The organism is Thiocapsa roseopersicina (genome assembly GCF_900106925.1).
In the GTDB taxonomy this organism is placed as follows: domain Bacteria; phylum Pseudomonadota; class Gammaproteobacteria; order Chromatiales; family Chromatiaceae; genus Thiocapsa; species Thiocapsa roseopersicina.
Window position 1 is genome coordinate 18,824 of the sequence record NZ_FNNZ01000028.1, and the last position, 25,819, is coordinate 44,642.

The following is a 25,819-nucleotide window of genomic DNA, read 5'->3' on the forward strand; positions in this document are numbered from 1 at the left end:
CCGGCACGGACAACCGCTGATCCGGCGTGTCGTCAACGCTCCCGCCACACGGTCGTATAGAGATCGTGCCGGCGATCTTTCAGGTTCTGGACCGTCCCCGAGTTGCGTGCGGCGCGCAGGGCTTCCAGGCGTAGATCGGCGAAGGCGACCGTCTCGACATTGGGCGTGGTGTCGGCCGCGACCCCGTCGCGCGCGAAGGGGAAGTCGCAGGGCGTGAGGATGCAGCTCTGGGCGTACTGGATATCCATGTTGTGCACGTTCGGCAGGTTGCCTACGTTGCCGGACATGGCGATATAGCACTGGTTCTCGATCGCGCGCGCCTGGGCGCAGTAGCGCACCCGCAGGTAGGACTGACGCTCGTCGGTGCAGAAGGGCACGAAGACGATGTTGGCACCCTGATCCACCAAATGACGGCCGAGCTCCGGGAATTCGGCGTCGTAGCAGATCAGGACACCGATGGGGCCGCAGTCCGTGTCGATCGCGTTCAGTGCGTGGCCGCCCTCGATGTTCCACCAGTAGACCTCGTTGGGGGTCGGATGGATCTTCGCCTGCTCGTGCACCTCGCCGCTGCGCAGACAGACGTAGCAGACGTTCTCGACCCGACCGTTGGGCATGCGGGTGGGGTGCGAGCCGCCGATGATGTTGATGTTGAAGCGCACTGCCATGTTGCTCAGCGCCTCCTTGAGCGGCTCGGTGTACTTGGTCAGGGCCTCGATGGACTCGGCGGGCGTGAGCTGCTGATCCTCCATGGACAGAAGCTGCAGCGAGAACAGCTCCGGAAAGACGACGAAGTCGGCGCGATAATCCGCCGTCACATCGACGAAATAGCGCACCAGATCGATGAATTCGTCGAAGGAGCCGACACGGCGCTGCATGTACTGCACGGTCGCGACGCGGACAGTATCCTGGAGTCGCGCGCCGTAGCTCTTCGCGCGCCGCTCTTCCTTCTCGTCCGGTGCATTGGGATTACGCCAGACCAGGTGAACGGCATAGCCGCCCGACTCCTTGTCCTCGGGGAGATAGCCCGGCAGCAGGCCGAGTACCTCGAAGCCGTTGCGTATCTGGAAGGTCAGCACCGGATCGCGCAAGCGGCCGGATTTGACCTCTTCGAGATAGGCTTCGGGTGTGCCGAAACGACGCAGCAGCTTGGTGAAATTGGGAATTCGTCCACCGAAGACGATCCCCTTCACGTCCCAAGCGCGGGCGAGCTTGCGGCGCTCGTCGTAGAAGCGTTGGCCGATCCGCAGGCCGCGGTAGGCGGGATCGACGCACACCTCCATGCCGTAGAGATAGTCGCCCTCCGGGTCATGTCGAGAGGCATAGCCGCCGCCGGTGATCTCGTGCCAGGTATGCGGCTTGAGCGCGATGTCGGCGTCGATCAGGAAGGTCGCGCAATAGCCGACGATCGCGCCTTCGAACTCGGCGACGAACTGGCCTTCGGGGAAGTTATGGATCTGCCCCAGGAGCATCGCCCGCGAATAGGAGCCCATGCCGCTCGCCCCGTAGACCCGCGCATCGAGTGCGCGGATGGCCGGGATGTCCTTGACACGGGCGTTGCGCACGATCAAGGGCGGTTTGGCGGGCTTTGTCTTGGCTGTGTTGGGCATGCAGGGTACTCCGGTACAAAGGCTGGCGATGGGGCGAGACTCGGCGTGGTCCTCGGATTGTGCCGGACCTGTCGATGGGGCTAGCATGCCGGTGAGTGCTGCCGTCGGTAGTGGATTCAGAAGACTTACGACACGAGGTGAAACGTCCATGAAGGCAATCGAGATGCGCGAGACCGGCGGACCGGCCGTTCTGCAACTGGTCGATCGGCCTCGTCCCGAGATCGGCGGGCCGGACGACATCCTGGTCAGGCTGAAGGCTGCCGGTGTGAATCCGGTGGATACCAAGATCCGCAACAACGGACCCCTGCTGCCAAACGGATTGCCGGCGGTCTTGGGCTGCGACGGGGCCGGCGTGGTCGAGGCGGCAGGCGACGCGGTGACGCGTTTCAAGCCGGGCGACGAGGTCTGGTTCTGCTGGGGCGGGATCGGCGGTCCGGTCGGCAACTATGCCGAGTATATCCTGCTCGACAACCATCTGGCGCAGGCCAAGCCGCGCGAGATCGGTTTCGTGGAGGCCGCCGCGGCGCCGCTGGTGCTGCTGACCGCCTGGGAGGCGCTGCACGACCGGGCGCGTCTCGTGGAGGGCCAACGCGTCTTGATCCACGCCGGCGCTGGCGGGGTCGGGCATGTGGCCATTCAGCTCGCCAAGGCGGCGGGCGCGCGCGTCTGCACGACCGTGAGCAGCCCGGAGAAGGCGGATTTCGCCCATGCGCTCGGCGCCGAGTATTGCATCAACTACAAGGAGGAGGATCTGGTCGACTCCGTGATGCACTGGAGCGAAGGGCATGGCGTGGATATCGCGCTCGATACCGTCGGCCCCGAGGTCTTCCGCAAGACCATCCCGGCGATGGCGCACTACGGGGACCTGGTGACCATCCTGGATCCGGGGCCGGATCTGGATCTGAAAGAGGCGCGCGTGCGCAATCTGCGGATCAGTCTCGAGCTGATGCTCACCCCGATGCTCCGTGATGTGCCGCGGGCGCGCACCCATCAGGGCGAGATCCTGCGCCGTTGCGCCAATCTGATCGACCACGGTGATCTGCGCATCCATGTCTCCGAGACCTTCCCGCTCGCGCAGGCTCAGGAGGCGCACAAGCGCATCGAGACGGGGCACGTGACCGGCAAGCTTGCGCTGACGATGGATTAGAACGATGGGCTCCGGCGCTGCGGGGGCGATCGCCCGGATACCCGGCCGCAGCCTGCGCCTCGCGATCCTGTCCGATACACACGGGGATCTTGACGCGCGTGTCGAGCACTTGGTCACGACCTGCGATCTGGCGATCCACGGCGGGGACATCGGCAATGCCGATATCCTCGCCCGGATGCAGCCCGGGCTCGGACGCGTCTTCGCCGTCTGCGGCAACAACGATGTCTCGCGCCGATGGCCGGAGCGGGATCATGACCTCTTGCGTCAGCTCCCGGAATGGGTCGAGCTTGCGCTGCCGGGCGGTTACCTGGTCGTGATCCACGGCCATCAGGGTCCGGCGCGCGACCGCCATGCTCGGCTGCGGGCCCGCTTCCCGAAGGCTCGGGCGATCGTTTACGGGCATAGCCATCGGCTGGTTCTGGACATGGATACGGCGCCCTGGGTATTGAATCCGGGCGCGGCAGGTCGAACCCGCACCTACGGCGGACCCTCCTGTCTCCTCTTGATTGCCGACGAGACCGATTGGCAGGTCGAGGTCCATCGGTTCGCCTTCCTGACAACCCGCCGTTCCAAGGTCCCGAACCTGAACCGCCAAAGCGCGCAACGCGCGAAGACGACCCTCGTATGAGCCCCTCCGACCGCAATCAGCCCAAGCCCCCGAAGTCCCTGTTGCGCCTCGTCGGTCGCGCCATTGCGGACTTCCGCATGATCGGCGAGGGCGACCGCATCCTGCTCGGCGTCTCGGGCGGGAAGGATTCGCTCTCCCTGCTGCACATCCTCAAGCACCTGCAGACCTACGCCCCGGTGCGCTTCGATCTGGCGGTGCTCACCGTCGATCCGCAGGTGCCGGGATTCGACCCCGAGCACCTGAAGGACTACTACACGAGTCTGGGCGTGACCTGGTTCTACGAGCAGCAGCCCCTGATGGACCAGGCCAAGGAGCACATGGACGGCGACTCCTTCTGCGCCTACTGCTCGCGCATGAAGCGCGGCATCATGTATCGCATCTGCCGCGAGCAGGGCTACGGCGTGCTGGCCCTGGCCCAGCATCTCGACGACCTCGCCGAGAGTCTCCTGATGTCGCTCTTCCACGGCGGGCAACTGCGTACCATGAAGGCCCATTATCTGAACAACGAGGGCGACGTGCGCATCATCCGCCCGCTGGTCTATTGCCGAGAGCGTCAGACCGCCGACTATGCCGAGCGTGCGTGCCTCCCGGTCGTCATGGACTCTTGCCCCGCCTGCTTCTCCATGCCCACCCGCCGCGAGCACATGAAGGCCCTGTTGGCCCGCGAAGAAGCCGAGCACAGCCATCTCTTCGCCAACATCCTGCATGCGATCAAGCCGATTATGGTTGAAGGCGAGCTGCCGCAACCCAGGCGGTCCGAGCCCTGACGCGGCTGGTTGGGGGTTCTCATTGTCGGAGCCGGGCGATTCCCGGAAAAACCACACACCCGCAAAACCACTGGGAGTGGGTCGATCTTCAGTGAGCGACCATGCGAGATTGGGTCAGTCCGAGCGTCGGGCGTTCCGGCAGGGGCTCATGAAATCCGTTCTGAAGCGAACACTTGCAGGCTGGCGGCATGGCAATCTACACTGCCCCATCGATGGCTACACACTGGACATCCTATGGCACTCAACATTCGCAATGCAGAGGCTGAACGCCTCGCCGAGCGGGTCGCCGCATTGACCGGCGAGACCAAGACGACCGCGGTCACCTTAGCCCTGCGCGAGCGCCTGGAGCGCCTTGAGCGGGCGCCTGGAAGGTCCCGACTGGCAGATGAGCTCGACGCGATTGCCCGCCATTCCGCCAGTCTGCCTCTGCTCGATCCGAGGTCCGCCGAGGACATTCTCGGTTACGACGCCAATGGCCTGCCACGCTGATGGTCATCGACCCTTCGGCCCTGCTGGCGATTCTGCAAGACGAGCCCGAGCGCCGGGCGTTCAATGAGTTGATCGAAGCCGCAAGCCAACGGCGCCTGTCGACCGCAAGCTTTGTCGAGTTGTCGATCGTCATCGAGGCACGCCGGGGTGCGGAAGGTATTCGCGATCTGGACCTCTTTCTGGCAACCGCCGGTACCGAGTTCGTGGCCTTCGATATGGCACAGGCACGGCTGGCTCGTGAGGGTTTCCGCCGCTTCGGCAAGGGCCGTCACCCGGCAGGATTGAATCTCGGTGACTGTTTTTCCTATGCCCTGGCCCGTGCCCTTGATGAGCCGTTACTCTTCAAGGGCGATGACTTTCCGCTTACCGATGTGAAACTCGCAGCGTGAGTCATGCCTGCGTGTAGAACCGGCATCCGCCGGCTTAGCGGCTTGGCATCGGACGGGCGGCTGGTGTTCCTTAAGCAGCAGGGCTAGCCTCGCTTCAGGGCAATCTGACTCCCGACTGAGCCCGATCAGATCCCCGGCGGCCCGATCCGGGTAAGCTGTCCCCTGATCCCCGCTGTCCGATCGCCCATGTCCGCATCCATCGACAACCCGCATTTCCTCCTGCGTCGTCTGCACTCCCTGCTTGGTCTGCTCCCGGTCGGCGCCTTCCTGATCTTCCATCTCTGGGAGAACTCTCAGTCGCGCTTCGGTGCGGAGCATTACAACGAGCATGTCGTCGCGGCGCTCAAGGGCATGAATTATCTACCCTTGATGGAGATCTTCGTGATCGCGTTGCCGCTGCTCTTCCACGCCGGATATGGTCTGGTGATCACGGCTCAGATGCGTGCGGAGCTCGCGCGCTACAGCTACACGCGCAATCGGCTCTACTGGATGCAGCGGGTCTCGGGCATCGGCATCCTGCTCTTTCTGCTGCTGCATGTCGGGATGACGCGTATCGCCGGTTTCTGGGATCCGAGCGTGGGCGACGATCTTTTCGCCCACATGCAGGCGATGTTGATCCAGCCCTGGATGCTCGGGCTGTATCTCGTCGGTCTGCTGCTCTCGGTGTTTCATCTGGCCAACGGGCTCGCCTCGATGGCGATCGTCTGGGGACTCACGACCTCGGTCCGTGGGCAAACGCTGTTCGGCTGGGTCTGCGTCCTGATCGGTGTCTTGTTGGCGGCGATGGGTATCCATGGCCTGATGGGGTTTCTGTCATGAGCACGCCGAACGTCATCGTCATCGGGGGCGGCCTTGGCGGGCTTTGGGCGACCTTGCGGATCGCCGACGCGGGTTTTCCGGTCACGCTCTTCTCGCTCTTCGAGGTCAAGCGCAGTCACTCGGTCTGTGCGCAGGGCGGCATCAATGCCGTGCTCGACACCAAGGGGCAGCACGACTCGATCCGTCAGCACATCATCGACACCATCAAGGGCGGCGAGTATCTGGCGAATCAGCCGCCGGTGAAGGCGATGTGCGAGGATGCACCGGGGCTGATCCGTACCTTCGAGCGCATGGGCGTGACCTTCTCGCGCACGCCCGAGGGTCTGCTCGATCAGCGTCTCTTCGGCGGCGTGAAGAACAAGCGGACCTGCTTTGCGGGCGCCAGCACCGGACAACAGCTCCTCTACGGCGTCGACCAGCAGGTCCGGCGACTGGAGTCCGAGGGCAAGGTCGTCAAGCATGAGTGGTGGGAGTTTCTGTCCCTGCTGCTGGATGCCGACGGCGTCTGTCGCGGCATCGTGGCGATGGAACTGAGAAGTCTGGAGGTGCGCGCCTTCGCGGCCGACGCGGTCGTCGTGGCGAGCGGCGGCATGGGCCAGCTCTATGCGCCCAAGAGCACGACCTCGACCAACTCGACCGGTGCCGCGGCGAGCCGCTGCTACCGACAGGGCGCCTGGATGGCCAACGCCGAGTTCTTCCAGTTCCATCCCACGGCCATGATGGGGCACGACAAGAACCGGCTGATGAGCGAGGCGGCGCGCGGGGAGGGCGGGCGCATCTGGGTGCCGAAGACGCCCGGCGACCGGCGTCCGCCCAAGACCATCCCGGAGGCCGAGCGCTTCTATTTCCTCGAGGAGTTCTTCCCGGCCTACGGCAACACGGTCGCCCGCGACGAGGCGGCGCGCGCCATCTGGACCGTCACCCGACAGATGGGTCTCGGCATCGGCGCCGACGGCGGCGACCGGGTCTATCTGGATCTGACACACCTGGATCCGGCTTTCATCGGCTCGCGCCTGGGCGCCATCCTGGAGATCTATCGCAAATTCGCCGGTGTCGACCCGATGACCGAGCCGATGGAGATCTTTCCGGCAGCGCATTACGGGATGGGCGGTCTTTGGGTCGACTTCGAGCGTTCCGCCGACGGCGGGATCCAACCCGACAGCCCGCGCAATCACGCGACCAACATCCCCGGACTCTATGCCTGCGGCGAGTGCGACTACGCCTATCACGGGGCCAACCGACTGGGTGCCAACTCGCTCCTCTCGGCAAGCTACTCGGGACGCGTTGCCGGGGAGTCGGTGGTGAGCTATCTCAAGGGGCTCGCCTCCGATCGCGGAGCGCTGGCTCCGGCGATCCCGCAGGCCGAGGTCGCGCGACAGAAGGCGATCAACACCGAGCTGATGCGGGCCGAGGGGGCCGACACGCCTTATCTCATCCAGAAGGATCTCGGCGCGCTCATGACGGCCAAAGTGGGAGTGGTGCGCTCGAACCCGGAGCTGGAATCTGCCCTCGGCGAGCTGCAGATGCTGCAGGAGCGCCTGAGCAAGGCCCGCCTCGGGGAATCGAGCACCTGGGCGAATCAAAGTCTGGCCTTCGCGCGCCAACTGCGCGACATGATCGAGCTGGCCGCCGTGGTGACCAAGGGCGCGCTGGCTCGCGACGAGTGTCGCGGCGCCCATTACAAGCCCGCCTTCCATATCCCGATCCCGGAGGGGACCTTTGCGGGCGACCCCGAGTTCGAGGCGTATCGCAATCGCTGGTACGCGAACAACGCGCAGTGGCTCAAGACCACCATCGCCGAGCACACCGAGGACGGGCCCAGACTCAGCTACCAGGAGGTCGACCTGAGCGTCTATGCGCCGACCGAGCCGAGGGATTACCGATGATCGAGCAGCCGATCCGTCTGCACATCCGCCGTCAGGATCGTCCCGACAGCGCATCCTATTGGCAGGAATTTGCGATTCCCGGCCATCCCGACCACAACATCGTCTCGCTGCTGATGGCGTTGCGGGAGAACCCGGTGACGATCTCGGGCCAGCGGGTCGATCCGGTCATCTGGGAGCACAACTGCATGGAGGAGGTCTGCGGCGCGTGCGCCATGCTCATCAACGGCGTCCCGCGCCCCTCCTGCTCGGCACTCGTCGCGGAGCTCGAGCAGCCGATCCGGCTGGAGCCCTTGCCGAGGTTTCCGATCGTGCGCGATCTGCTGGTCGATCGCAGTCGGATCGATCAGGGTCTGAAGCAGGTCAAGGCGTGGATCAAGATCGACGGCGTGTGGGACATACATGAAGGCGCCCCGCGCATCGGGCCGGGCGAGTGGGCGGCGAATTATCTCTACAGCCGCTGCATGTCGTGCGGCTGCTGCATGGCCGCCTGTCCGCAGTTCGGGCCGCATTCCGCCTTTCTCGGCCCCGCCCCGCTGGCGCAGGCGCGGCTGATGAACGCCCATCCGACCGGGCGTTACGATAAGACACAACGTCTGCACGCCATCATGGCCGAGGGCGGCTTGAGCGATTGCGGCAATGCGCAGAACTGCGTGCGGGTCTGCCCCAAGGAGATCCCGCTGACGACGGCGATCGGCGAGCTTGGGCGTCAGACCACGGTGCAGATGCTCAAGGATATCTTCGGGCCGCGTTGAGACGCGCCCGCGCCGCCACGTCGTGGCAGTGCCCCGCAGAGGTCAGGTGGTCTTCGATCTCGTGGAATGCCTTCGCGAAATCGCGATCCGCGCCCAGGATGTGGTCCAGGATCCAGTCGCGTGCGTCTTCCTGCGCCTCCTCGTGGAAGACGTCGATGCCCTCCGCCCGCCAATGGCGTAGCTGATCGGTGTACTCGGCCATCAAGAGTGCGTGCTCGGTGCGGTGCTCGGCGACGTCCTCGTAGCCGACCGTCTGCATCAGTTCTTCTTCCCGTTTGAAATGCTCCCGCACGGCTTCGCCGAGATCGGTCAGGGCATCGATGAGGGCGCAGGCGTCGCCGGAGCGTCGCGGGGATGCCTCGGGACCGAAACGGTGACAGATGTCCGCGAGGTGCTCGATCAGCCCTCGATGCTCCTCATCCAGGACGTCGATGTTGAGAGACCATTCGTCGTGCCAAGTCAAAAGCCTTGTCATCGGGTCCTCCGTCGTGCAGTCGGCGCCTCGGTATCGGGCACCGAAGGGTCGCGCCCGCCGGGAAATGGGTCGGGCGCAGGGTCCGCTGTGTCGTCCAGACCAAGGGACGTCTTGTTGTTGTCATGCTTCGGTCGGAGCCCGTCTTCGGGCTCGGTTGCGCTGCGGCTCTAAGCGGGGCGCCTCAGGGGCAACACCCGCGGGGCCGGTGTCGGTCCGCCGGTACTTCGCTGCCGTTCCAGCATCTGCTTGATGACCGGCTGGATCTCGCCGAGCAGTCGCGTCTGAGTCTCCCGCATATCCCTAAAATAATAGACGATCTCGCAATTGACGGGGTTCGAAATGGACTCCCGTCCGACCGCCGGTCGCCAGGCAATCCGGATCAGGCGACCGCCTTCTCCGTCCTGATAGGCATAACCGCCGTGACTGTCGACAAAGACCACCTCCTCGCGATCGACCACGGCCTGATATTGCATCGACCTGATCGGGATGAAGACGGCGCTCCCGGCGCTGCGTCGAAGGAGCAGCTGCAGGCCGTTGTAGAGTGCTGCCGGGATCCGCGTCTGCTCGTGCGCGACCGCTTCGTCGGGTCGAAAGAAGGTCTCGCGAATCAGATAATCGGCCATGTCGCGATGCCCCGTGGATCCGAATCTCGCTCGGCCGCTCCGAGGAGCTGCGTCCGCTCAGTCGCTGTCGCCGAGCTCCGGATCCCAGCCGGCTGCGCGTGCCTTTTCTATCGCTTCGGAATAGATCCGTGAGTGACGTTCCTGTAGATCGGGCGGGAGTCTGGAAACCATATGCCCGTAAGGGTGCCACGCCTCGGTGACCTTGTCGTAGAGGTCCTCTATCCCTTGAACGGTCCAGCCCGCGCAGGTCTGATCCTCCGGGATGATGCCGAATACCCAGGCGTCTCGGATGATGTTGGCGGTCGGGGTCATGGCGCCGCCTTCCTGCTTGTCGATGCCCTCGTAGATCTTGCTCTTCATAAGGTCTGTCCTGGTTGATATCCGCTACACTCTAGCGCCTTGCCTCTCCGACTGCCATGTCTGCCCATGTCCGAGATCCTGGTCGATCTGATCCGTCACGGCGAGCCTGTCGGCGGTGCGCGCTATCGCGGCAACGGGACCGACGACCGGCTCAGCCCGACGGGTTGGGCGCAGATGACCGAGGCGCTCGGCGAGGCGGCGCCTTGGGACCAGATCATCAGCTCGCCGATGTCGCGCTGTCGCGTTTTTGCGGCGGATCTCGCCGGGCGCAATGGATTGCCGCTTGTCGTCGACCCCAGCCTGATCGAGGTCGGCATGGGCGCCTGGGAAGGGCGGGCCCGCAGCGCGGTTGCCGAGGAAGAGCCCGACCGCTTCGCCGCCTTCTATCGCGATCCCGTCGGCGAGCGCCCGGCCGGCGCCGAGCCGCTGGAGCGCCTGCTTGCGCGCGTCTCCGACGCCTATGCGCGTCATCTGGCCGCCTATCCGGGCCGCCGTCTGCTGATCGTCTGCCACGCCGGCGTGATGCGCGCCCTGGTCGGACACCTGCTCGGAGCGGATGCGCGCCGCTGGTACCGCATCCGCATCGACTACGCCGGGCTGGTGCGGGTCCGCCACGGGCGTTTCGGTCCGAGCATCGAGTGGGTCAACGCCCGGAAGTTGTCTTAGGCGATTCCCGGGAAAGGAGCTACCGGCGTGTAGGTGCGAATTTATTCGCACGCACACCCCGTCATGCCTTCCGCGCATGGGCAGCCGGGATGCCTGCAGGGTGGTTGTTTCCGACTCGGCAATCACCTTGATCTGCCGGCGCGCGATCGCGCCCGTTTCCTGTGGTGTGCGCAGGCATTGCGTGAGCATCGAGACGAGGCGATCGGATCGATTGGGCTATACTCCGGGTCTTTCGACGCCGTTGTAACCCCAGCCCATGCAAAAGACCGACGATCTGCGCATCCGCGAAATCAAAGAAGTCCGCTCACCGAGCGCCCTGCACCGGGAATTCCCGATCTCGGAGGCGGCCGCGGAGACCGTCTATTCCACGCGCCGCGCCATTCAGCAGATCCTCCATGGCCGGGACGATCGCCTGTTGGTCGTCGCGGGTCCCTGCTCGGTTCACGATCCCCGCGCCGCCCTCGAGTACGCCGAGCGTCTCCAGATCCTTCGCGATGAATTGAGCGATCGCCTGTTGATCGTCATGCGCGTCTATTTCGAGAAGCCGCGGACCACGGTCGGCTGGAAGGGTCTGATCAACGACCCGAACCTGGACGGCAGCTTCGAGATCAATCAGGGTCTCGGCATCGCCCGCAAACTCCTGCTGGACCTCAACAGCATGCAGATCCCGGCCGGGACCGAGTTCCTCGACCTCATCAGCCCGCAATACATCGCCGATCTGGTGAGCTGGGGCGCGATCGGCGCGCGTACGACCGAGAGCCAGGGCCATCGCGAGCTGGCCTCCGGCTTGTCCTGTCCGGTGGGTTTCAAGAACGCGACCAACGGGGACGTCAAGGTCGCCATCGATGCCATCCATGCCGCGGCGCGTCCGCACGTCTTCATGTCGGTCACCAAGGAAGGTCAGTCCGCGATCTTCAGCACGACCGGGAACGTCGATACCCACATCATCCTGCGCGGCGGCCAGCGGCCGAACTACGACACCGAGAGCGTGAGCACGGCCGCGGAGCAGATCATCGAGTCCGGCCTGAAGCCCAAGATCATGATCGACTTCAGCCACGCCAACAGCCGCAAGCGCCCGGAGAAACAGATCCGCGTCTGCCAGGATGTCTCCGGTCAGATCGCGCGCGGGGATCGCGGCATCATGGGCGTCATGATCGAAAGCCACCTGGTCGGCGGTCGGCAGGATCTGGGGAGCAGCGACGGGATGGTCTTCGGTCAAAGTGTCACCGACGCCTGTATCGGCTGGGACGATACGGTACCGATGCTGCATGAGCTTGCGGATGCCGTGATGCGCCGACGCGTGCTGTAGCTTGAAATCACCTAAACCGCGTCCAGAGCGAGATGCTCATTGTCGAGTGACCTCGACGTTTGGAGCATCCACAACCTTATAGCGGGGACGCGGTTTAAAGCCGATTCAGGTACCGGGTTCCACCGAGTCGGCTCGCCTGATCGGTGATCCAGGCCGCGCGTCGTTCCAAGCGCTCCGATGGCCTGTCCAGACGATAGTGTCCGGGCGCAGGCAGCACGCCGATCAGGAGCGATGCCTCGCGCATCGTCAGCTCGCTCGCCGGCCGATCGAAATAGCGCAGGCTCGCCGCGCCGATCCCGTAGGTGTTGGGGCTGAACTGCACGATGTTCAGATAGACCTCGAGGATGCGCTCCTTCGGCCACAAGATCTCCATCAGCAACGTGAACCAGACCTCGAGCAGCTTGCGCGGCAGATCCGATCCCGGCCAGAGAAAGAGGTTCTTGGCCGCCTGTTGGGTGATGGTGCTGGCCCCGCGCAGGCGACCGCCGTTTTTGTAGTCCGCCCATGCCAGGCGGATTTCGATCAGATCGAACCCCAGGTGGCTCGGAAAACGCTGGTCCTCGCCGGCGATCGCCGCGAGCCGCGTCGGCAGGGAGATCCGATCCCAGGGAACCCATGTCTGGTGGTAGAAGGGCGGCGACTGGTCGAGCCGCCAAAGGTTGTAGGCGTGCCGCAGCATGAAGGCGGATGCCGGCGGGTCGAGCCAGCGCAGCGTCAAGACCAGTACGATCGAGAGCAGTACCAGATTGCCGAGCCCCTTGAGCAGGAACCGGCCCACGCGCTTGAGTGGGTGTCGGTCATGGCCGATGGGCTGGACGCAAAAAACGTGCGATTGCGGCGTCGGCTCGCGTGGCGTCGCCGGGGATCCATCCTCGAATCCGGCGTCCACCCCGGTCGTCTCCGGCGCTTTTTCCTCGTCCTTCATCAATCCTCGTGGTGTGCAGCGATCGAGGCCGCAAGGCATCTGCCCCCCGAACCCCGCGGTCCGGCGTGCTCGGGGCCGGCCTGCGCTGGTGCGCTCGGCGCCCCTGCGCCTTCGAGCATCCGATGAACCATCGAAAAGGTCGTGCAGGCCCCCGCAATCACCTCGGTCGGATCCATTCGGCCGTGCGCAGGTAGGCTGTCGAGGATGCTCGCGAACCGTTTCCAGGCCGCCGAGGATTGCTCGCCGTGGAAGTCGAGGAAACCGGCCGAGCCCAGCGCCGGACCGAGACAGCGTCGCAGATGTTTCGCGATCACCCGACCGCCGAGCGTCGCGCCTTCCAGGACATAGAGACCGCCGAGCGCGGCACCTGAACCGGTCGGGGCGAGCTGCGTCGATGGGTGCGGAATGTGCGGCTGACCCTGCTCGGCAAGATCCTCGAGGATCGCCGGCAGCTTGGGCCGAACCCCCAGGTCATTGCGAATCGCCTCGTCCAGGGCGTCGAGCAGGCTGCCTTCCAGGGCCGCGTAAACCTCGGCCAAGGCATGCAGATAATCGAGATAGTCCTCGCGGGTGACGCTCGGCGACGTGAGTCGGGCCATCAGGGGCAAGCGTTCGACCGCATCATGTGTCTCGGCCGTCGCGTGGCGCAAGAGGATCGCCAGTCGTGCGGAGGTCGCCGGTCGGGTCGTGTCGTGGATGTCGTGCATGGATTTTTCGGGCTCGGTGCGCTCTGCGCTCGCAGCCAGTCTAACACCCGTCCCTGTTCTCCCCGAAAAACACCGAATCGTCGTTCGGCGCGACGCCGACGGCGCCCGGCCGACGAACGGTCGCGCATCGGGGTCCGCGGGCTCACGTTTTGAGCCACCCCTCGCGGCATGCTGTGGTTCCGTCCAGTGCAAACCCCGCGGAGCCGACGATGAATACCCTTGCCGACCTCTTTGTCATCCTGTTGTGCCTTTCCGGTCTCTTCGTGATCCTGAGCCTTGTGTGCATGGTCTTCGAGCGCGTCCCCGACGATGCCGATGGGCGGCCGCGGCGCACGCGTGTCCGGCCGCAACGCCCGCCGCGTCGCTCCCGCGTGGTCCGGCCTCGGCGCAAGCCCAAGCAACCTGTGACAGACGCGCCGAGTCCTTCGGTCTGCCCTGCGATCGGTCGGCCGGGGCATGGCATCCGAGGGGTCCTGAGCTGACCCCCGATGATGGCTGGCGCGTTCCGGCGCGACGAGTCTCACTCGGGGGGCAGCCAATCCACCTCGAGCACGTCGGCCAGCCGCCACGGACAGTCGTCCGGGAACGCCGAGAGCCCCGTCTCGCCGACGGCGTCGGCAACCGCGTCGGCCCAGATCTCGTCCAGCCAAGTCGCGTCACGCAACATGGCCTTGAGGCTGGGGGTTCGGTCGAGTCTGGCCTTGATGGCTCGGCGCTGCTCGCGGATCGTGCGCTGCCAACTGCTGCCCCGACGCTCCGGCTGGAATTGCCACTTCAGCAGATGAGCAAGCAGGAGCGACAAGCGATTGGCCAGCTCGCGTTGTTCACTCTTACCCACGTCTTCGATCTCCTCGGCGAGATGCTCGAGGTCGAGCCGGTCCAATGCGCCGGCCCTCAGCCAGTGCGCCTGTTGTTCGGCCCAGGCGACGATGTCGGCGTCGTAAAGGTCGTTTTTCGGCATCGGCATCTCCCGGTAAAAGTGCGGGGCCGGGCCGAGTGCCCGGTGCCTCGATTTCAACCCTAAACGTCAGGCCGCAAGCCCGCGTCCCTGCAACTCCTTGATCTTATCCCGAACGGCGGCGGCCTGCTCGAACTCGAGGTTCTTCGCGTGCTGGTACATGGTCTTCTCCAACGCCTTGAGCTTCTTGGCCATCTGCTGCGGTGTCAGGCTGGCGTATTCGATGATCTCCTCGGCGACCTTGGCATACTGGCGCGCCTTCATGGGTGCGCCCGGGATGGCGCCTTCCATGATGTCGGCGACCGCCTTGCGGATGGTTTGAGGCGTGATGCCCTCGGCGGTGTTGTGGAGGATCTGCTTGGCGCGGCGCCGTTCGGTTTCGCCGATCGCGCGCTCCATGGAGCCGGTGATGCGATCGGCATAGAGAATCGCCTTGCCGTTGGCGTTGCGCGCGGCACGTCCGATGGTCTGGATCAATGAGCCTTCCGAGCGCAGGAAACCCTCCTTGTCCGCATCCAGGATGGCGACAAGCGAGACCTCCGGCATGTCGAGCCCCTCGCGCAGCAGATTGATCCCGACCAGGACATCGAACTCGCCGAGCCGCAGGTCCCGAATGATCTCGACACGCTCGACCGTGTCGATGTCCGAATGCAGATAGCGGACCTTTACGCCGTGCTCGTTGAGATACTCGGTCAGGTCTTCGGCCATCCGCTTGGTCAGGGTGGTGACCAGCACACGCTCGCCGACGGCGACCCGCAGCCCGATCTCCGAGAGCAGATCGTCGACTTGGGTCAGGGCGGGGCGAACCTCCACCTCCGGGTCGACCAGGCCGGTCGGGCGCACCACCTGCTCGACGACGGCGCCCGAGTGCCGGATCTCGTAGTCGCGCGGGGTGGCCGAGACATAGATGGTCTGCGGCTGGCGGGCCTGAAACTCCTCGAAGCGCAGCGGGCGATTGTCGAGCGCCGAGGGCAGCCGGAAGCCGTAGTCGACGAGGTTCTCCTTGCGCGACCGATCCCCCTTGTACATGCCGCCGAGCTGAGGGACGGTGACATGACTCTCGTCGATGACGACGATGGCGTCCGCAGGCAGATAGTCATACAGGGTCGGCGGCGGCTCTCCGGGTCCGCGTCCGGAGAGATAGCGGCTGTAGTTCTCGACCCCGGAGCAGTAGCCGACCTCCAGCATCATCTCCAGATCGAAGAGGGTGCGCTGCTCCAGGCGCTGGGCCTCGACGAGCTTGTCGTTGTCCCGCAGCCAGGTCAGCCGCTCTTTGAGCTCGACCTTGATCTGCTCGACCGCGTTCAGGATGGTCTGGCGCGGGGTGGCATAGTGTGTCTTCGGAAAGACCGTGTAGCGCGGGACCTTGCGCAGCTGCTCCCCGGTCAGCGGGTCGAAGAGCGAGAGAGACTCGATCTCCTCGTCGAACAGCTCGACCCGCAGCGCCTCGTCGTCGGACTCGGCCGGATAGATGTCGATCACGTCCCCGCGTACCCGGTAGGTGCCGCGCGAGAGCTCGATCTCGTTGCGCCGGTATTGCAAATCGGCAAGCCGGCGCAGCAGGGCGCGTTGATCGATCAGATCGCCGCGGTTCAGATGCAGCACCATCTTCAGATAGGCGTCCGGGTCACCCAAGCCGTAGATGGAGGAGACGCTCGCCACGATGATGACATCGGGACGCTCCAGCAGCGCCTTGGTGGCCGAGAGACGCATCTGCTCGATGTGCTCGTTGATCGAGGAGTCCTTCTCGATATAGGTGTCGGTCGAGGGGACGTAGGCCTCGGGCTGGTAGTAATCGTAATAGGAGACGAAATACTCCACCGCGTTGTGCGGGAAGAATTCCTTCATCTCGCCGTAGAGCTGGGCGGCGAGCGTCTTGTTCGGCGCCAGGATCAAGGCCGGGCGCTGCACCCGGTCGATGACGTTCGCGATGGTGAAGGTCTTGCCCGAGCCCGTCACGCCGAGCAGGGTCATGGCCGACTCGCCGTCGTTCAGGCCCTCCACCAAGCGACGGATCGCCTCGGGCTGGTCGCCCGCGGGGGCGAACGGCGAGACCAGTTGAAAGGGGCGTTCGGACATCGGAGTGCGTGCCGGGTGTTTGCGGTTTCGTTATGATTGGGAGCGAGACACCGCATGTCCAGTCACAACAACGACGACCCTCACCACACGAGCCCAGAGAAGACACCCGATGACCATCAAGCTTGCCGCGCGCGTTCAGGCTGTCAAACCCTCCGCCACCCTGGCCATCACGGCCCGCGCCAAGGCCCTGCGCGCCGCGGGCAAGGATGTCATCGGGCTCGGCGCCGGCGAGCCGGACTTCGACACGCCCGATCACATCAAGGAAGCGGCCATCGCCGCGATCCGCGCCGGCTTCACCAAATACACTGCGGTGGACGGCACCACCGAGCTCAAGCAGGCCGTGATCGACAAGTTCAAGCGCGAGAACGGGCTTGAGTATAACCACGACCAGATCCTGGTCTCCTGCGGCGGCAAGCAGAGTTTCTTCAACCTCGCCCAAGCGCTCCTGGATCCGGGCGACGAGGTCGTCATCCCGGCGCCCTTCTGGGTCTCCTATCCGGACATGGTCCTGCTGGCCGGCGGTGCGCCCGTGCTCGTGCACGCCGGGGCCGATCAGCGCTTCAAGATCACCCCCGGACAGCTCAAGGGCGCACTCACCGACAAGACCCGCCTGGTCGTCATCAACAGCCCCTCGAACCCCACCGGCATGGGCTACAGCCGCGAGGAGCTCGAAGCGCTCGGCGAGGTCCTGCGCGAGTTCCCGCGCACACTCATCGCCACCGACGACATGTACGAGCACATCCGCTGGAGCCCCGAGCCCTTCGTCAACATCGTCAACGCCTGCCCGGAGCTCTACCCGCGGACCCTGGTCCTCAACGGCGTCTCCAAGGCCTACTCCATGACCGGCTGGCGCATCGGCTATGCCGGCGGCCCGGCCGAGATCATCAAGGCCATGAAGAAGGTGCAGGGCCAGAGCACATCCAACCCGACATCCATCTCGCAGGTCGCCGCCCAAGCCGCCCTGGAAGGCCCGCAAGAGTGCATCGGCGTCATGCTCAAGGCGTTCCACGAGCGCCACGACTTCGTGGTCGAGCGCCTCAACCAGATCCCCGGCATCGAATGCCTGCCCACCGACGGTACCTTCTACGTCTTCCCGAAGGTCCAAGGGGCGATCGATAAGCTCCCCGGAATCGCCAACGACCTGGACTTCGCGGAATACCTGATCGAGAAGGCGGGCGTGGCCCTCGTGCCCGGCTCCGCCTTCGGCCTCAACGGCTACGCGCGCATCTCGATCGCCACCAGCCGCGCAAATCTGGAGCAGGCATTGGAGCGGATCGCCGCTGCGGTTGCCTGAAAGCGGCCTCTCGCCGAAGTTGACTCTAATCGGGCGCCCGGCTAACATTACGGGCTCCCATAGATCCCTGGTAGCTCAGTCGGTAGAGCGGGTGACTGTTAATCACTAGGTCGGCGGTTCGAGCCCGTCCCAGGGAGCCAATAAAACAACGGCTTAGGCGAAATCCGCCTAGGCCGTTTTCATTTGAGTCACCATAGAGTCACCGGCAGGATGGATTTCGGGGCCTAGCCTCGGTTGTGGCTGGTGCTCGGCAGGCTCGCCGGGGCTGCGTCCGCGCCCGAAGTTGACGCGCATGTTGCCGCCCGTCGCCCTAAAAAAAGCGGGGCCTCGAAGTGGCGAAGTGGCCGGGCTGGTGGCCGGCGGAAACGCTAAAAAAAGCCGCCTCCCCTCATGCCTCCGATCCGGTGGCCGGGTCAGTTGCAGACTTGGTTGCAGGCTTGCCGTCGAAAATCGCCGCCGCATGGGTCGCCGCACTGATTCAAGAACCAATGGTTTTCCTCGATTCTGAATCAATGCCGGTGGTGTCCAAGTGATAATCGCGCGCGTCCAGACTGAGACGCGGGCCGCCGCGCCTGGTGAGACAGGGCGCCGCCCGGAATGATTTAGGCTCAATTCCGGGCGGGTTTCGCGGGTGTTTTCCGTCTACGTCATAGCCGCTCGGGTGGCGTGCATCTGCGGGATGTCCTCTTGAGAAAGCGCCAGCTTCGCCAGTGCGAGCAAGCCTTGCTCGGCCGCCGCGCGGGACGGATAGCGTCGTTCCATGCCCCACGCGCGCCCGGTGTCCTTGTCGAGTACCGCGTACAGTGCGCCGGTGGGTGCGACGGTCACGGGCGTCGGCTCCTTGCCTTGGATCGCCCATGCAAGGATGGGCGCCTCGACAACGCTCAATGCGTTGCCGTCGATCTCGACGTGAAGCGCGACAAGGCTCGGGGTCTGGTTGGGAAGGGTGGTTCCTCTTGGTTTGTGGTGCCATTGCGGGCGGTTCTTGGGGGTTTCGGCCCTAGTTCACTCGTTAGTTCCGGATACGTATCCGGAACTAGCGCATTGCGGGCGGTTCTTGGGGGTTTCGGCCCTAGTTCACGGCCGCCTGTCGCGTCCAGGTCGAAAATCGTCCATCGGCCAGCGTCTCGAAACTCGCGAGCAACAGGCCGTGCAACATTGCGTTGTCCTCATCGTCGCGAAACACGATCCTGTTCCGGTCGATCGCCTCGATCAAATGCAGCGCGCAAACTGAAATTGCGGTCTTCAAGTCCTCGGCGTCGGTCGCGTCAAGCGGGAACGTGTGGGACATTCGGGCCAGCCTTTGAAACGTAAGCGATCCTTCAAGGGCGTCGATCTCGGCGGGTCGGGTCATTGCGGGTGCCTCGGTTTGGTTGGGTGGTTGTGCTCGGTGGCTCGCGGGTCGCGATCCCGGCCGCGATGCACGCCTCATGCATTTGAAGGATCAGCCTCTGGTCGGCCGCGATGGTCGCCTGATACTCGGCTCTCAATGCCGGGTCGTGTTCCGCGATGTGGTCCAGAAAGGCCGCCGCGAGCCGGGCGTCGTCCGGGTGTAGGGTCTTCGGCTCGGGTGTGGTGCTGGCGTGCTCGATCGCTTGGGCCGCCAGCGTTCGCAAGGCTTGAAGTCCACTCATCGGCCGTGCGCCTTGCCGATCGCGACCGCGAACCGATCGACCAGGGCGGGCGGGATGTCGCCGGCTGCGAGGATCGTCGCCAGCTCCCCGACCGACACGCGGGCCTTGGGCGTTGTGGGGTCAACCGCAAGGTCTCGGCATAGGTCGGTCAAGGTCAAAAAACCGGGGGCTTTTTGATTAGCCAAATTTGCCAGATTAGCCAGCTCGGGCGTTTCCGGGTTTCGCGTCGCTTCTTTTCTCATAAGGCTTTCCCGGCTAATTTGGCTAGGGTGGCTAATTTTGGGTGCACCAGATAGATCGGGCGCCTCTTGGGGGGCTCGGTTTGGGCTCGAACCCATCCGAAGTCTTCCAACAGATCAAGCGTCGCGATTGCTTCGCGGGCCTTGGGCCGGGGCCGGGGGCCGGTCTGCATCAAGTCGGTCGTGTTGACGGTCTGCCGCCGCTCGGCCGCAAGCCAACGAATAACGCGCCTCGCCGCGTCTAGGGCGGGGTCTTCGTCGGCGAGCCGTTGAACGCGGACGGCTTCCTCGAAGAACCATGTTCCGATCGCTTGCGCGGTCGCCCACGTGGCCGCGTCGATCGCGCTTGCGGGCCGGGAAAGGATCTCGGCATCGGCAGCGAGGTGCAGGACAAGGGCCAGTTTGGCAGTCTGCGAAACCGCCTTGGCCGCGATGTCGCGCACGTCCGAAAGCTCGCCGCCCTCGCCCATCAATTGCTCTATCGCGTTGTGGTACAGGCGCCGGGCCTCGGCCGCTGCGGGGCTTAGGGTCGCGCGGTGCGGGGCGGGTCGGCCGTCCTCGTCCTCGGGCGGGTTGTGGGATAGCAGGCGTCGAATCAAGGCGTTGAAAGGGGCCATTGCCTCGCCGGATAGACCGGCCTCGTCGGGGGCCTCGATGCGTGTGCCGACCAGGGACGGCAGCCACACGGGCCAGATCCGGGCAAGTGCGCCGCTCGATCTCAGGGCAGGATGGGCCGCCGCTTCCAAAAATTTATCGGGTTGGATAAGGATGCAAACGCTGAGACAGGGCCGCGATATGACTCGATCCTCGGGGCCGCCCTCGCCGCCTACTCGGTCTCTGGTGATTGCGTCGCCGGACACGCCAGCCAAATAGATCGCGTCGCCCGTGCGCCCGTCGCCCGAGTATTTCCCGTTGATTGCGTCGACCACGGGCCGCCCTTCGGCGCTCAGGACCGCGAAGGCGCCGCCGCGCTCGTGCATCAATTGAAATAGGCGTTGCTCGGTGCAATCCGTCGTAAAAAGCCGGGGATAAGGCGGTATTTCCTCGCGTTTCGCGTCCAATTCCTCGATCTCGCGCGTTGCCGCGTCCACGTCCGAGCCGGCCTGTTTCTTGACCTTGGCAACGGCCGCGTCAATCGCCGCGTTGCGGGCTCGGGCTCGGCGGGCGTCGGCTTCCCATGCTTCCGCCTGTGCCTCGGTCCAGTCTTCCAACGGGCGAGCCATTGCCCGGAAGACTGGGCTTTTCCGCTCGCCGCTCGCCGCGATTCCGACCAGGAAAAGCGCGGGGTAGTGAAGCAGTCCGGGCCGTTCCTCGATCATCGCGCGTTTACCGATCGCCGTTGCAAGGGCGCCGATGCCGACCAGTGCGGCCGACGCCTCGGGTGCCTTGCAGAACCGCGATACCTCTCGGGCCGCGTCTCGCAAGGGGGCAGGCAACAAATCAAGGGGAAAGGCCGCCGCCTCGGCCATGTCGCCGCGCTCGGGCAGGGGTCGGGGCGCCGGCCATGCGTCGGGGCTCGGGGTCGTTGCGGGTGGGGTCGCCGTGTCGGGGCCGATGTGCGGGTTCCAGCGTGCCGCGCCGGCCAACGTCTCGGGGGTCCAGCCGTCCGCCGCCGCATCGGCTGCGTCCCATCCCGCGGGCAGATTGCGCACCTCGCCGGTGCTCGGGTCCATAGCCAGACTCGACAGGTCCAGGATCTCGACGGCAGCCGCGCCGGCTTCGGTGGCGAGCCGTGCCGCGGTTTCGGCGTAGGCTGCGCCGGGTGCGTCGGCATCAGGCCAGATCCGCACCACGCGCCCATTGAATGGCGACCAGTCGGCTTTCTGGGGGGATTGGGCGCCGTTCATTGTCGTCACAGTGACGCAATCGGGCATCAGCGCCGCCGCCGCGTCGGCCGCCTTCTCGCCCTCGGTCAGGATTGCCGGGGCATCGGGCCGGGCCGCCAGCCGATCAAGTCCGTAAAGGGGCCGCGGTTCGGGTGGTGCGGTCCAGGTCCAACCGTCCGGGCCGTGAGTCAGGGGGCGGTATGTCTTATCGCCGCCCGGCAGATCGAACCGACAAACGAACGCGATCGGCCGCCCGGCAGTGTCCCGATATGCCCAAGTCGCGATCGGCCGCCCGAGCGTCGGGTGAGCCTCGGGGCGGGCCGCCAGTGCCTCACTCGGGATCGGGGCATGGGTTGCTGCGGTCTTTCGGGTCGGGCTCGCTGCGGGCCTTTCGGTGCCGTTGTGGCGCGTCGCCGGGTGGTCGGTCGGGGCGATTCCGAGCCAGCTTGCCAGCTTGCGCGCCGCTTCGCCTTGGGTCGGCAGGCCGTCCAGGTAGCGCACGAGGCTTACCAAATCGCCGCCGCGGTCGTTGGTCGCGAAGTCCGACCACGCGCCGGTGGTGATGTTGACCAGGAAAGAGCCGAGCTTGGTGTCGTGGCGGGTCGGGTTACGGGAAACCCACTCGGGGCCTTGGCGCTTGCCCTCGGGTAGCCACGCAGACAGGACCGATTCGGCGCAGTCCAGGGCCGCGCGGGCGGTCGCCGCGATGTCAACGAAACCCGTGTTGTCGGCGGGGGGCTCGCGTGTCGTTGCGGGTGCTGGCGCCGCGGGGGCTGTGGTCGCCGCCTCGAACAGATCGGGCGGGGCCGCCGCGGGTTCGGCATTGGCCAGCGCCGCGAGTCGATCGGTCACGTCGGCCGATAGCCGATACCGGCCGTGCCGCGCGCTCGAAAGGTGGGCGCCGCTGATGCCGATGTGTGCCGCCAACGTCGCGCCGGTCATCCCGTGGCGCGATTGCGCTCGGGCAATCAAATCAGGAACGGGGGTGGTCTGCATGTCGGCCGCCTACTGGATCGCTTCGCCTTGGTCGGCCGTGTGGCGTCGGGCGCGCGTCGCGAGCCATTCGTCCGTCTTGCGGGGGTCATAACGAACAGCGCGCCCGAGCTTTAGAAACGGCGGTCCGTCGCCGCGGGTCCGCCACGCCTGTAAAGTGCGCACGCTCGCGTTGAGCCGGTCGGCTTCTTCTCGCTCTGTGTTCAGTCGGGTAATGGGTGCTGCGGTCATTGGCTGATGCCTCGTCGGTTACATGACGGGGGCATCATTTGCGATAGAGGGGCACCGTGTCGGCAGAAAGAAGGGCGGGGGGTTACTTCGGTGGTTCGCTTGCGAGGATGTTCGACAGGCGGGTTTCGATGCTGGCGGTCCTTTCCGAGTAGTCGGCAGGCAAGGGGGTCCATGCCAAATCCTCGAAGGCTACGCCCTTGAACTGGTCGTAGATCGCTTCCAGGGCACCGCCCTTGCGCCCGTCCATGTTCGCCGCACGCCCGACTTTATCCAGGGCATCTTTCCGCGAGTGTCCGCAGGCTCTTAGGTCCGAGACATACCGCGCAAGCGTCCAATTCAACAGTTCGCGTTTGATGGGCGGGCGGTTGCCGACGGTCCAGCCGAATGCTCGGTTGGGTTCCTCGCCGGCCGCCACGCGCCCGAGACAATCCATAAGCCAACGGGTCAGGTCCTCGCGTTCGTTCTTCAATCTCAGGCTGTGCGCCGCGTTTTTCGCCAGCACGCGCACGGCTTCACGATTGCCGCGGGCCGCTTCATCGAATAGGCCACAGTCAAAGAAGACCTCGGGCGCGGTATGCTTGTCTTCGGCCATTGCCTAGCCTCTGCATCAGGTTGGTGATGGTGGGCCGCGGGGCGGGTGGTGCCGCCTCGGGGCCTATTGCGTTGCGGGCTATGCCGTGCGCTTGGTCTTGATCTCGGTCACGTCTGCGGTGGGAGTGAGTCCCGCCGCGCCCATGATCCGGGCGCCGTGTTGCTCAAGGGCCGCCCGTACCGAGTCTTCACCGAATCTGGCATAAACCGCGGTGGTTGACGTGTTGGAGTGATTCAGAATGCGGCCGATCAGGTGCAGCGAGTTACCGGCTTGGGCTAGCCAGCTTCCGACCGTCCTTCTCAGATCGTGAAGGCGAACATCATCGATCGCCGGGGGCAGCTCCACGCCTTCGGCCGCCGCCGCCGCTCGGATCTCGGCTAGGCTCGGGGTCGGGCTGTAATCCTTGGCCGTGTGCTTGCTGCGGGTGCGGGTACGCTCTGCGGTCAACCGCTCGATCAGTGCCGCCGCGCGGGCGTCTTCTCGCCATGCCGACAGCGTTGCCGCGGTCTTTACGCGCGCCCACGCCTTTTCGACATTGATCAGATGCGCCGGGGCTTGCGCCTTTTCTTCGGTGGTCGCCTTCCGGGGGCCGCGTCCGACCAGGATAAAGGGGTTGCCCTCGGTCCGCGGGATTGCCCGCAACAGGGCAAGGGCCGGGCCGCTCAAGGGGATGTAATGGACACGTCCAGCCTTGGTGTCCGGTAGCTTCAGTTCGGCGCGGTCCCAGTCCACATGATCCCATCGTGCGGTCAGTAGTTCGGTTTTCCGGGCGCCGGTCAGCAGGTAGAGCCACAAAGCCGCGCGGGCGGTCTCGTTGGGTTCTGCGTTGATCGCTTCCGCCAGCCGGGGCAGCTCCGCGGGGCTTACCCAACGGTCGCGCTTTGCTTCCCGGAATCGGTCGATGTCGCGCGCCGGGTTCGGGTGTCCGTCCGGGACGAAACCCCAGCGCCGGGCCAGCTCGAACAGCTTCGACAGCAGGGCAAGGGTCCGATTGGCTTCGTAGGGGTGGGCCTTGCCGATCTTGGCATGAAGGGCCGCCACGTCCGCGCGGGTGATCGCCTTCGCCTTGCGGGTGCGCCACAGGGGCAGGATGTGTTGATCGATCCGCCGTTGATCCGCGTCGGCGCTTTTCTTGGCGTTGCCGTGTCGCTCCATGTAGGCCGCGCAAAGATCCGCCACGGTCTCGCCGCGCCGCTCTTTCTCGCGATCCGCCAGCGGGTCCGCGCCTTGGGTCTCGACCTTCGCCAGCTCGGAACGCGCCGCCTGTCTGGCTTGTTCCAGGGTCAAGACGCCATAGGTGCCGATGGTCAACAGTCGCTTGGTTCCGCCGCCAGTCCGGTAGGACAGGATGAAAGACTTCTTGCCGCTCGGGTAGAGGCGCAGGCCGAAACCGGGAACCTCGTCATCCCACAAGACGTGCCGGGCGTTGTTGTCGCCGCTGTAGGTTGTCGCGTCGATGCCGCGCTTGGTCAGTTTCATGTGGGTCCGCCCGCCGTTGAGTTTGAGTCACCAACTGAGTCACCATTGAGTCACCAGGAAGCATGGTTTTCGGTGGTGACTCAGCGTAAATCATAGCACAAGGCGGGGGCGGGTGGTTCCGTAAGGTGTTGTCTAATCGTAAAATATCGTAACCGATGGGGTGTCGTTCATGTATCGGCTTCGTGACTGTTAATCACTAGGTCGGCGGTTCGAGCCCGTCCCAGGGAGCCAATAAAAAGAAGGGCTTAGGCTAAAAATAGCCTGAGCCCTTTTTGCGTTAGGGCCTGGTGTCGGGTTTCGGTTGCCGTTCGATTGCCGTTACTCAGCCGCTGTACACCTCCGCGAAGGCTGGTCGGCCCTTGGCGTGACTGTTCGCTCCTGAGCGTCCGCCTTTATGCTGGACCCCACCCATACTCCTCCTCTTCGCCCTGCGCAGGATCTCCAGACCAACCTAGGTCGAGACAGGTCACCTCGCCGACTGAAGCAGATTGACTAGCCCCCGCCCGTATCGCGCAAGCCCGTGCGGGTGGACTTACCCCCGGCGGTGGGGCCGCCGAACCGTTCAGCGTGGGTAGGGCCTCAGAAATCTGAGGTAAAACATTTGGACGTTCCACGACGGTCACCGTCTCCTAGCGGGCTCACCTGCCAGCGACAGCGACAGTGGGACAGCGGTGGTGGGTGGTCCGCGACGGTCCGAGACTGCTCAGTGGCTACGGGCCCCTGCGCATGGACTTGACGTGACGACCAGCCGTCTGGCTACCACGCCTGGAGCCTGTGCTATGCTCCCCGCACACGTCACGAAGGAATCCAAGGTCATGGACTCGACGACGAGAGCGAAAGCCGCACTGCCTGAGTACGGCCACCTTCCCTGATGGGTTTTTCCTCTTAAATCGTCAACTTGTATGAGGGAGAGCGGTGGGCCTCCCTCGGGGTGCTTGAACAACA

At 65.0% G+C, this 25,819-nt stretch carries 29 protein-coding genes and 1 tRNA gene; 14 read left to right on the forward strand and 16 right to left on the reverse strand.

Annotated features, from left to right (window positions below; translation table 11 throughout):
- Positions 1-32 precede the first annotated feature (32 nt).
- Positions 33-1,607: a carbon-nitrogen hydrolase family protein gene (locus tag BLV04_RS20660; protein ID WP_093036995.1), complete on the reverse strand. Its 1,575-nt coding sequence runs from the start codon at positions 1,605-1,607 to the stop codon at positions 33-35.
- Between the two features lie 148 nt (positions 1,608-1,755).
- On the opposite strand from BLV04_RS20660, the gene BLV04_RS20665 reads away from it, so the two are divergent.
- The 8 genes from BLV04_RS20665 to sdhB all read left to right on the forward strand — a co-directional run bounded on the left by BLV04_RS20665 (position 1,756) and on the right by sdhB (position 8,484).
- The gene (locus BLV04_RS20665; protein ID WP_093036998.1) at positions 1,756-2,754 is read left to right on the forward strand and encodes a zinc-dependent alcohol dehydrogenase family protein; all 999 of its coding nucleotides are present in this window, start codon (positions 1,756-1,758) and stop codon (positions 2,752-2,754) included.
- Positions 2,755-2,758: 4 nt separating this feature from the next.
- Positions 2,759-3,382: a metallophosphoesterase family protein gene (locus BLV04_RS20670; RefSeq protein ID WP_093037001.1), complete on the forward strand. Its 624-nt coding sequence runs from the start codon at positions 2,759-2,761 to the stop codon at positions 3,380-3,382.
- Positions 3,379-4,149, forward strand: coding sequence for a PP-loop family protein (locus tag BLV04_RS20675; RefSeq protein WP_093037004.1), 771 nt, complete (start codon positions 3,379-3,381; stop codon positions 4,147-4,149). The genes BLV04_RS20670 and BLV04_RS20675 overlap by 4 nt, the downstream gene beginning before the upstream one ends.
- Positions 4,150-4,383: 234 nt before the next feature.
- The gene (locus BLV04_RS20680) at positions 4,384-4,638 is read left to right on the forward strand and encodes a type II toxin-antitoxin system VapB family antitoxin (protein WP_093037007.1); all 255 of its coding nucleotides are present in this window, start codon (positions 4,384-4,386) and stop codon (positions 4,636-4,638) included.
- Positions 4,638-5,027, forward strand: a complete 390-nt coding sequence (locus BLV04_RS20685; protein WP_093037010.1) for a type II toxin-antitoxin system VapC family toxin — start codon at positions 4,638-4,640, stop codon at positions 5,025-5,027. The genes BLV04_RS20680 and BLV04_RS20685 overlap by 1 nt, the downstream gene beginning before the upstream one ends.
- 186 nt (positions 5,028-5,213) lie before the next feature.
- Positions 5,214-5,846, forward strand: coding sequence for a succinate dehydrogenase/fumarate reductase transmembrane subunit (locus BLV04_RS20690; RefSeq protein WP_093037013.1), 633 nt, complete (start codon positions 5,214-5,216; stop codon positions 5,844-5,846).
- Positions 5,843-7,732, forward strand: a complete 1,890-nt coding sequence (sdhA, locus tag BLV04_RS20695) for a succinate dehydrogenase (quinone) flavoprotein subunit (RefSeq protein ID WP_093037016.1) — start codon at positions 5,843-5,845, stop codon at positions 7,730-7,732. The genes BLV04_RS20690 and sdhA overlap by 4 nt, the downstream gene beginning before the upstream one ends.
- Positions 7,729-8,484, forward strand: a complete 756-nt coding sequence (gene sdhB, locus BLV04_RS20700) for a succinate dehydrogenase iron-sulfur subunit (RefSeq protein ID WP_093037019.1) — start codon at positions 7,729-7,731, stop codon at positions 8,482-8,484. Before sdhA ends, sdhB begins: the two co-directional genes overlap by 4 nt.
- Here the strand turns inward: sdhB and BLV04_RS20705 are convergent.
- The 3 genes from BLV04_RS20705 to BLV04_RS20715 form a co-directional block, all read right to left on the reverse strand.
- The gene (locus tag BLV04_RS20705) at positions 8,459-8,959 is read right to left on the reverse strand and encodes a bacteriohemerythrin (protein WP_093037022.1); all 501 of its coding nucleotides are present in this window, start codon (positions 8,957-8,959) and stop codon (positions 8,459-8,461) included. The genes sdhB and BLV04_RS20705 overlap by 26 nt on opposite strands.
- A 167-nt stretch (positions 8,960-9,126) precedes the next feature.
- Positions 9,127-9,582, reverse strand: coding sequence for a hypothetical protein (locus BLV04_RS20710; RefSeq protein WP_093037025.1), 456 nt, complete (start codon positions 9,580-9,582; stop codon positions 9,127-9,129).
- Between the two features lie 57 nt (positions 9,583-9,639).
- Positions 9,640-9,942 (reverse strand): hypothetical protein, encoded by a 303-nt coding sequence (locus tag BLV04_RS20715; RefSeq protein WP_093037029.1) that lies wholly within the window; start codon positions 9,940-9,942, stop codon positions 9,640-9,642.
- A 66-nt stretch (positions 9,943-10,008) separates the two neighbouring features.
- On the opposite strand from BLV04_RS20715, the gene BLV04_RS20720 reads away from it, so the two are divergent.
- Together BLV04_RS20720 and BLV04_RS20725 are read left to right on the forward strand one after the other, a co-directional pair.
- Complete coding sequence (locus tag BLV04_RS20720) at positions 10,009-10,608, forward strand: histidine phosphatase family protein (protein ID WP_093037032.1); 600 nt, start codon at positions 10,009-10,011, stop codon at positions 10,606-10,608.
- Between the two features lie 256 nt (positions 10,609-10,864).
- Positions 10,865-11,917 (forward strand): 3-deoxy-7-phosphoheptulonate synthase, encoded by a 1,053-nt coding sequence (locus tag BLV04_RS20725; protein ID WP_093037035.1) that lies wholly within the window; start codon positions 10,865-10,867, stop codon positions 11,915-11,917.
- 94 nt (positions 11,918-12,011) lie between these two features.
- Here BLV04_RS20725 and mtgA read toward each other — a convergent pair whose 3' ends face one another.
- Entirely contained in the window at positions 12,012-12,842 is an 831-nt protein-coding gene (gene mtgA / locus BLV04_RS20730; protein WP_093037038.1) for a monofunctional biosynthetic peptidoglycan transglycosylase, read from the reverse strand.
- Positions 12,842-13,549 carry a biliverdin-producing heme oxygenase gene (locus BLV04_RS20735; RefSeq protein ID WP_093037041.1) on the reverse strand — a complete coding sequence of 236 codons (708 nt, stop codon included), beginning with the start codon at positions 13,547-13,549 and terminating at the stop codon, positions 12,842-12,844. The genes mtgA and BLV04_RS20735 overlap by 1 nt, the downstream gene beginning before the upstream one ends.
- Before the next feature lie 209 nt (positions 13,550-13,758).
- On the opposite strand from BLV04_RS20735, the gene BLV04_RS20740 reads away from it, so the two are divergent.
- Positions 13,759-14,031 (forward strand): hypothetical protein, encoded by a 273-nt coding sequence (locus BLV04_RS20740; RefSeq protein WP_093037044.1) that lies wholly within the window; start codon positions 13,759-13,761, stop codon positions 14,029-14,031.
- Positions 14,032-14,069: 38 nt separating this feature from the next.
- On the opposite strand, the gene BLV04_RS20745 is transcribed toward BLV04_RS20740, so the two are convergent.
- Together BLV04_RS20745 and uvrB are read right to left on the reverse strand one after the other, a co-directional pair.
- Positions 14,070-14,510, reverse strand: a complete 441-nt coding sequence (locus BLV04_RS20745) for a DUF29 domain-containing protein (RefSeq protein WP_093037047.1) — start codon at positions 14,508-14,510, stop codon at positions 14,070-14,072.
- Positions 14,511-14,576: 66 nt separating this feature from the next.
- Positions 14,577-16,586: an excinuclease ABC subunit UvrB gene (gene uvrB, locus BLV04_RS20750; protein ID WP_093037050.1), complete on the reverse strand. Its 2,010-nt coding sequence runs from the start codon at positions 16,584-16,586 to the stop codon at positions 14,577-14,579.
- Positions 16,587-16,695: 109 nt separating this feature from the next.
- Between uvrB and BLV04_RS20755 the strand changes: the two genes are divergently transcribed.
- From BLV04_RS20755 to BLV04_RS24585, 3 genes are all read left to right on the forward strand, one after another.
- Positions 16,696-17,880 carry a pyridoxal phosphate-dependent aminotransferase gene (locus BLV04_RS20755; RefSeq protein WP_093037053.1) on the forward strand — a complete coding sequence of 395 codons (1,185 nt, stop codon included), beginning with the start codon at positions 16,696-16,698 and terminating at the stop codon, positions 17,878-17,880.
- A 64-nt stretch (positions 17,881-17,944) separates the two neighbouring features.
- Positions 17,945-18,020, forward strand: a tRNA-Asn gene (locus tag BLV04_RS20760).
- A gap of 192 nt (positions 18,021-18,212) precedes the next feature.
- A complete protein-coding gene (locus tag BLV04_RS24585) occupies positions 18,213-18,413 on the forward strand; it encodes a hypothetical protein (protein WP_139191995.1) in 201 nt (66 codons plus the stop codon).
- Between the two features lie 109 nt (positions 18,414-18,522).
- On the opposite strand, the gene BLV04_RS20765 is transcribed toward BLV04_RS24585, so the two are convergent.
- From BLV04_RS20765 to BLV04_RS20795, 8 genes are all read right to left on the reverse strand, one after another.
- Positions 18,523-18,708, reverse strand: coding sequence for a hypothetical protein (locus BLV04_RS20765; RefSeq protein WP_139191996.1), 186 nt, complete (start codon positions 18,706-18,708; stop codon positions 18,523-18,525).
- Between the two features lie 244 nt (positions 18,709-18,952).
- On the reverse strand, positions 18,953-19,234 hold the full coding sequence (locus BLV04_RS20770; RefSeq protein WP_093037059.1) for a hypothetical protein: 282 nt from the start codon (positions 19,232-19,234) through the stop codon (positions 18,953-18,955).
- The gene (locus tag BLV04_RS20775; protein ID WP_093037063.1) at positions 19,203-19,514 is read right to left on the reverse strand and encodes a hypothetical protein; all 312 of its coding nucleotides are present in this window, start codon (positions 19,512-19,514) and stop codon (positions 19,203-19,205) included. The genes BLV04_RS20770 and BLV04_RS20775 overlap by 32 nt, the downstream gene beginning before the upstream one ends.
- Positions 19,511-19,666, reverse strand: a complete 156-nt coding sequence (locus BLV04_RS25085; protein ID WP_175534731.1) for a hypothetical protein — start codon at positions 19,664-19,666, stop codon at positions 19,511-19,513. The genes BLV04_RS20775 and BLV04_RS25085 overlap by 4 nt, the downstream gene beginning before the upstream one ends.
- Positions 19,667-19,752: 86 nt before the next feature.
- Positions 19,753-22,575: a DUF3987 domain-containing protein gene (locus tag BLV04_RS20780; RefSeq protein WP_139191997.1), complete on the reverse strand. Its 2,823-nt coding sequence runs from the start codon at positions 22,573-22,575 to the stop codon at positions 19,753-19,755.
- A 9-nt stretch (positions 22,576-22,584) separates the two neighbouring features.
- Positions 22,585-22,803: a helix-turn-helix transcriptional regulator gene (locus BLV04_RS20785; RefSeq protein WP_093037069.1), complete on the reverse strand. Its 219-nt coding sequence runs from the start codon at positions 22,801-22,803 to the stop codon at positions 22,585-22,587.
- 82 nt (positions 22,804-22,885) lie between these two features.
- Positions 22,886-23,395: a hypothetical protein gene (locus BLV04_RS20790; protein WP_093037071.1), complete on the reverse strand. Its 510-nt coding sequence runs from the start codon at positions 23,393-23,395 to the stop codon at positions 22,886-22,888.
- Positions 23,396-23,473: 78 nt separating this feature from the next.
- Positions 23,474-24,874, reverse strand: a complete 1,401-nt coding sequence (locus tag BLV04_RS20795; RefSeq protein WP_093037074.1) for a tyrosine-type recombinase/integrase — start codon at positions 24,872-24,874, stop codon at positions 23,474-23,476.
- Positions 24,875-25,819: the final 945 nt, after the last annotated feature.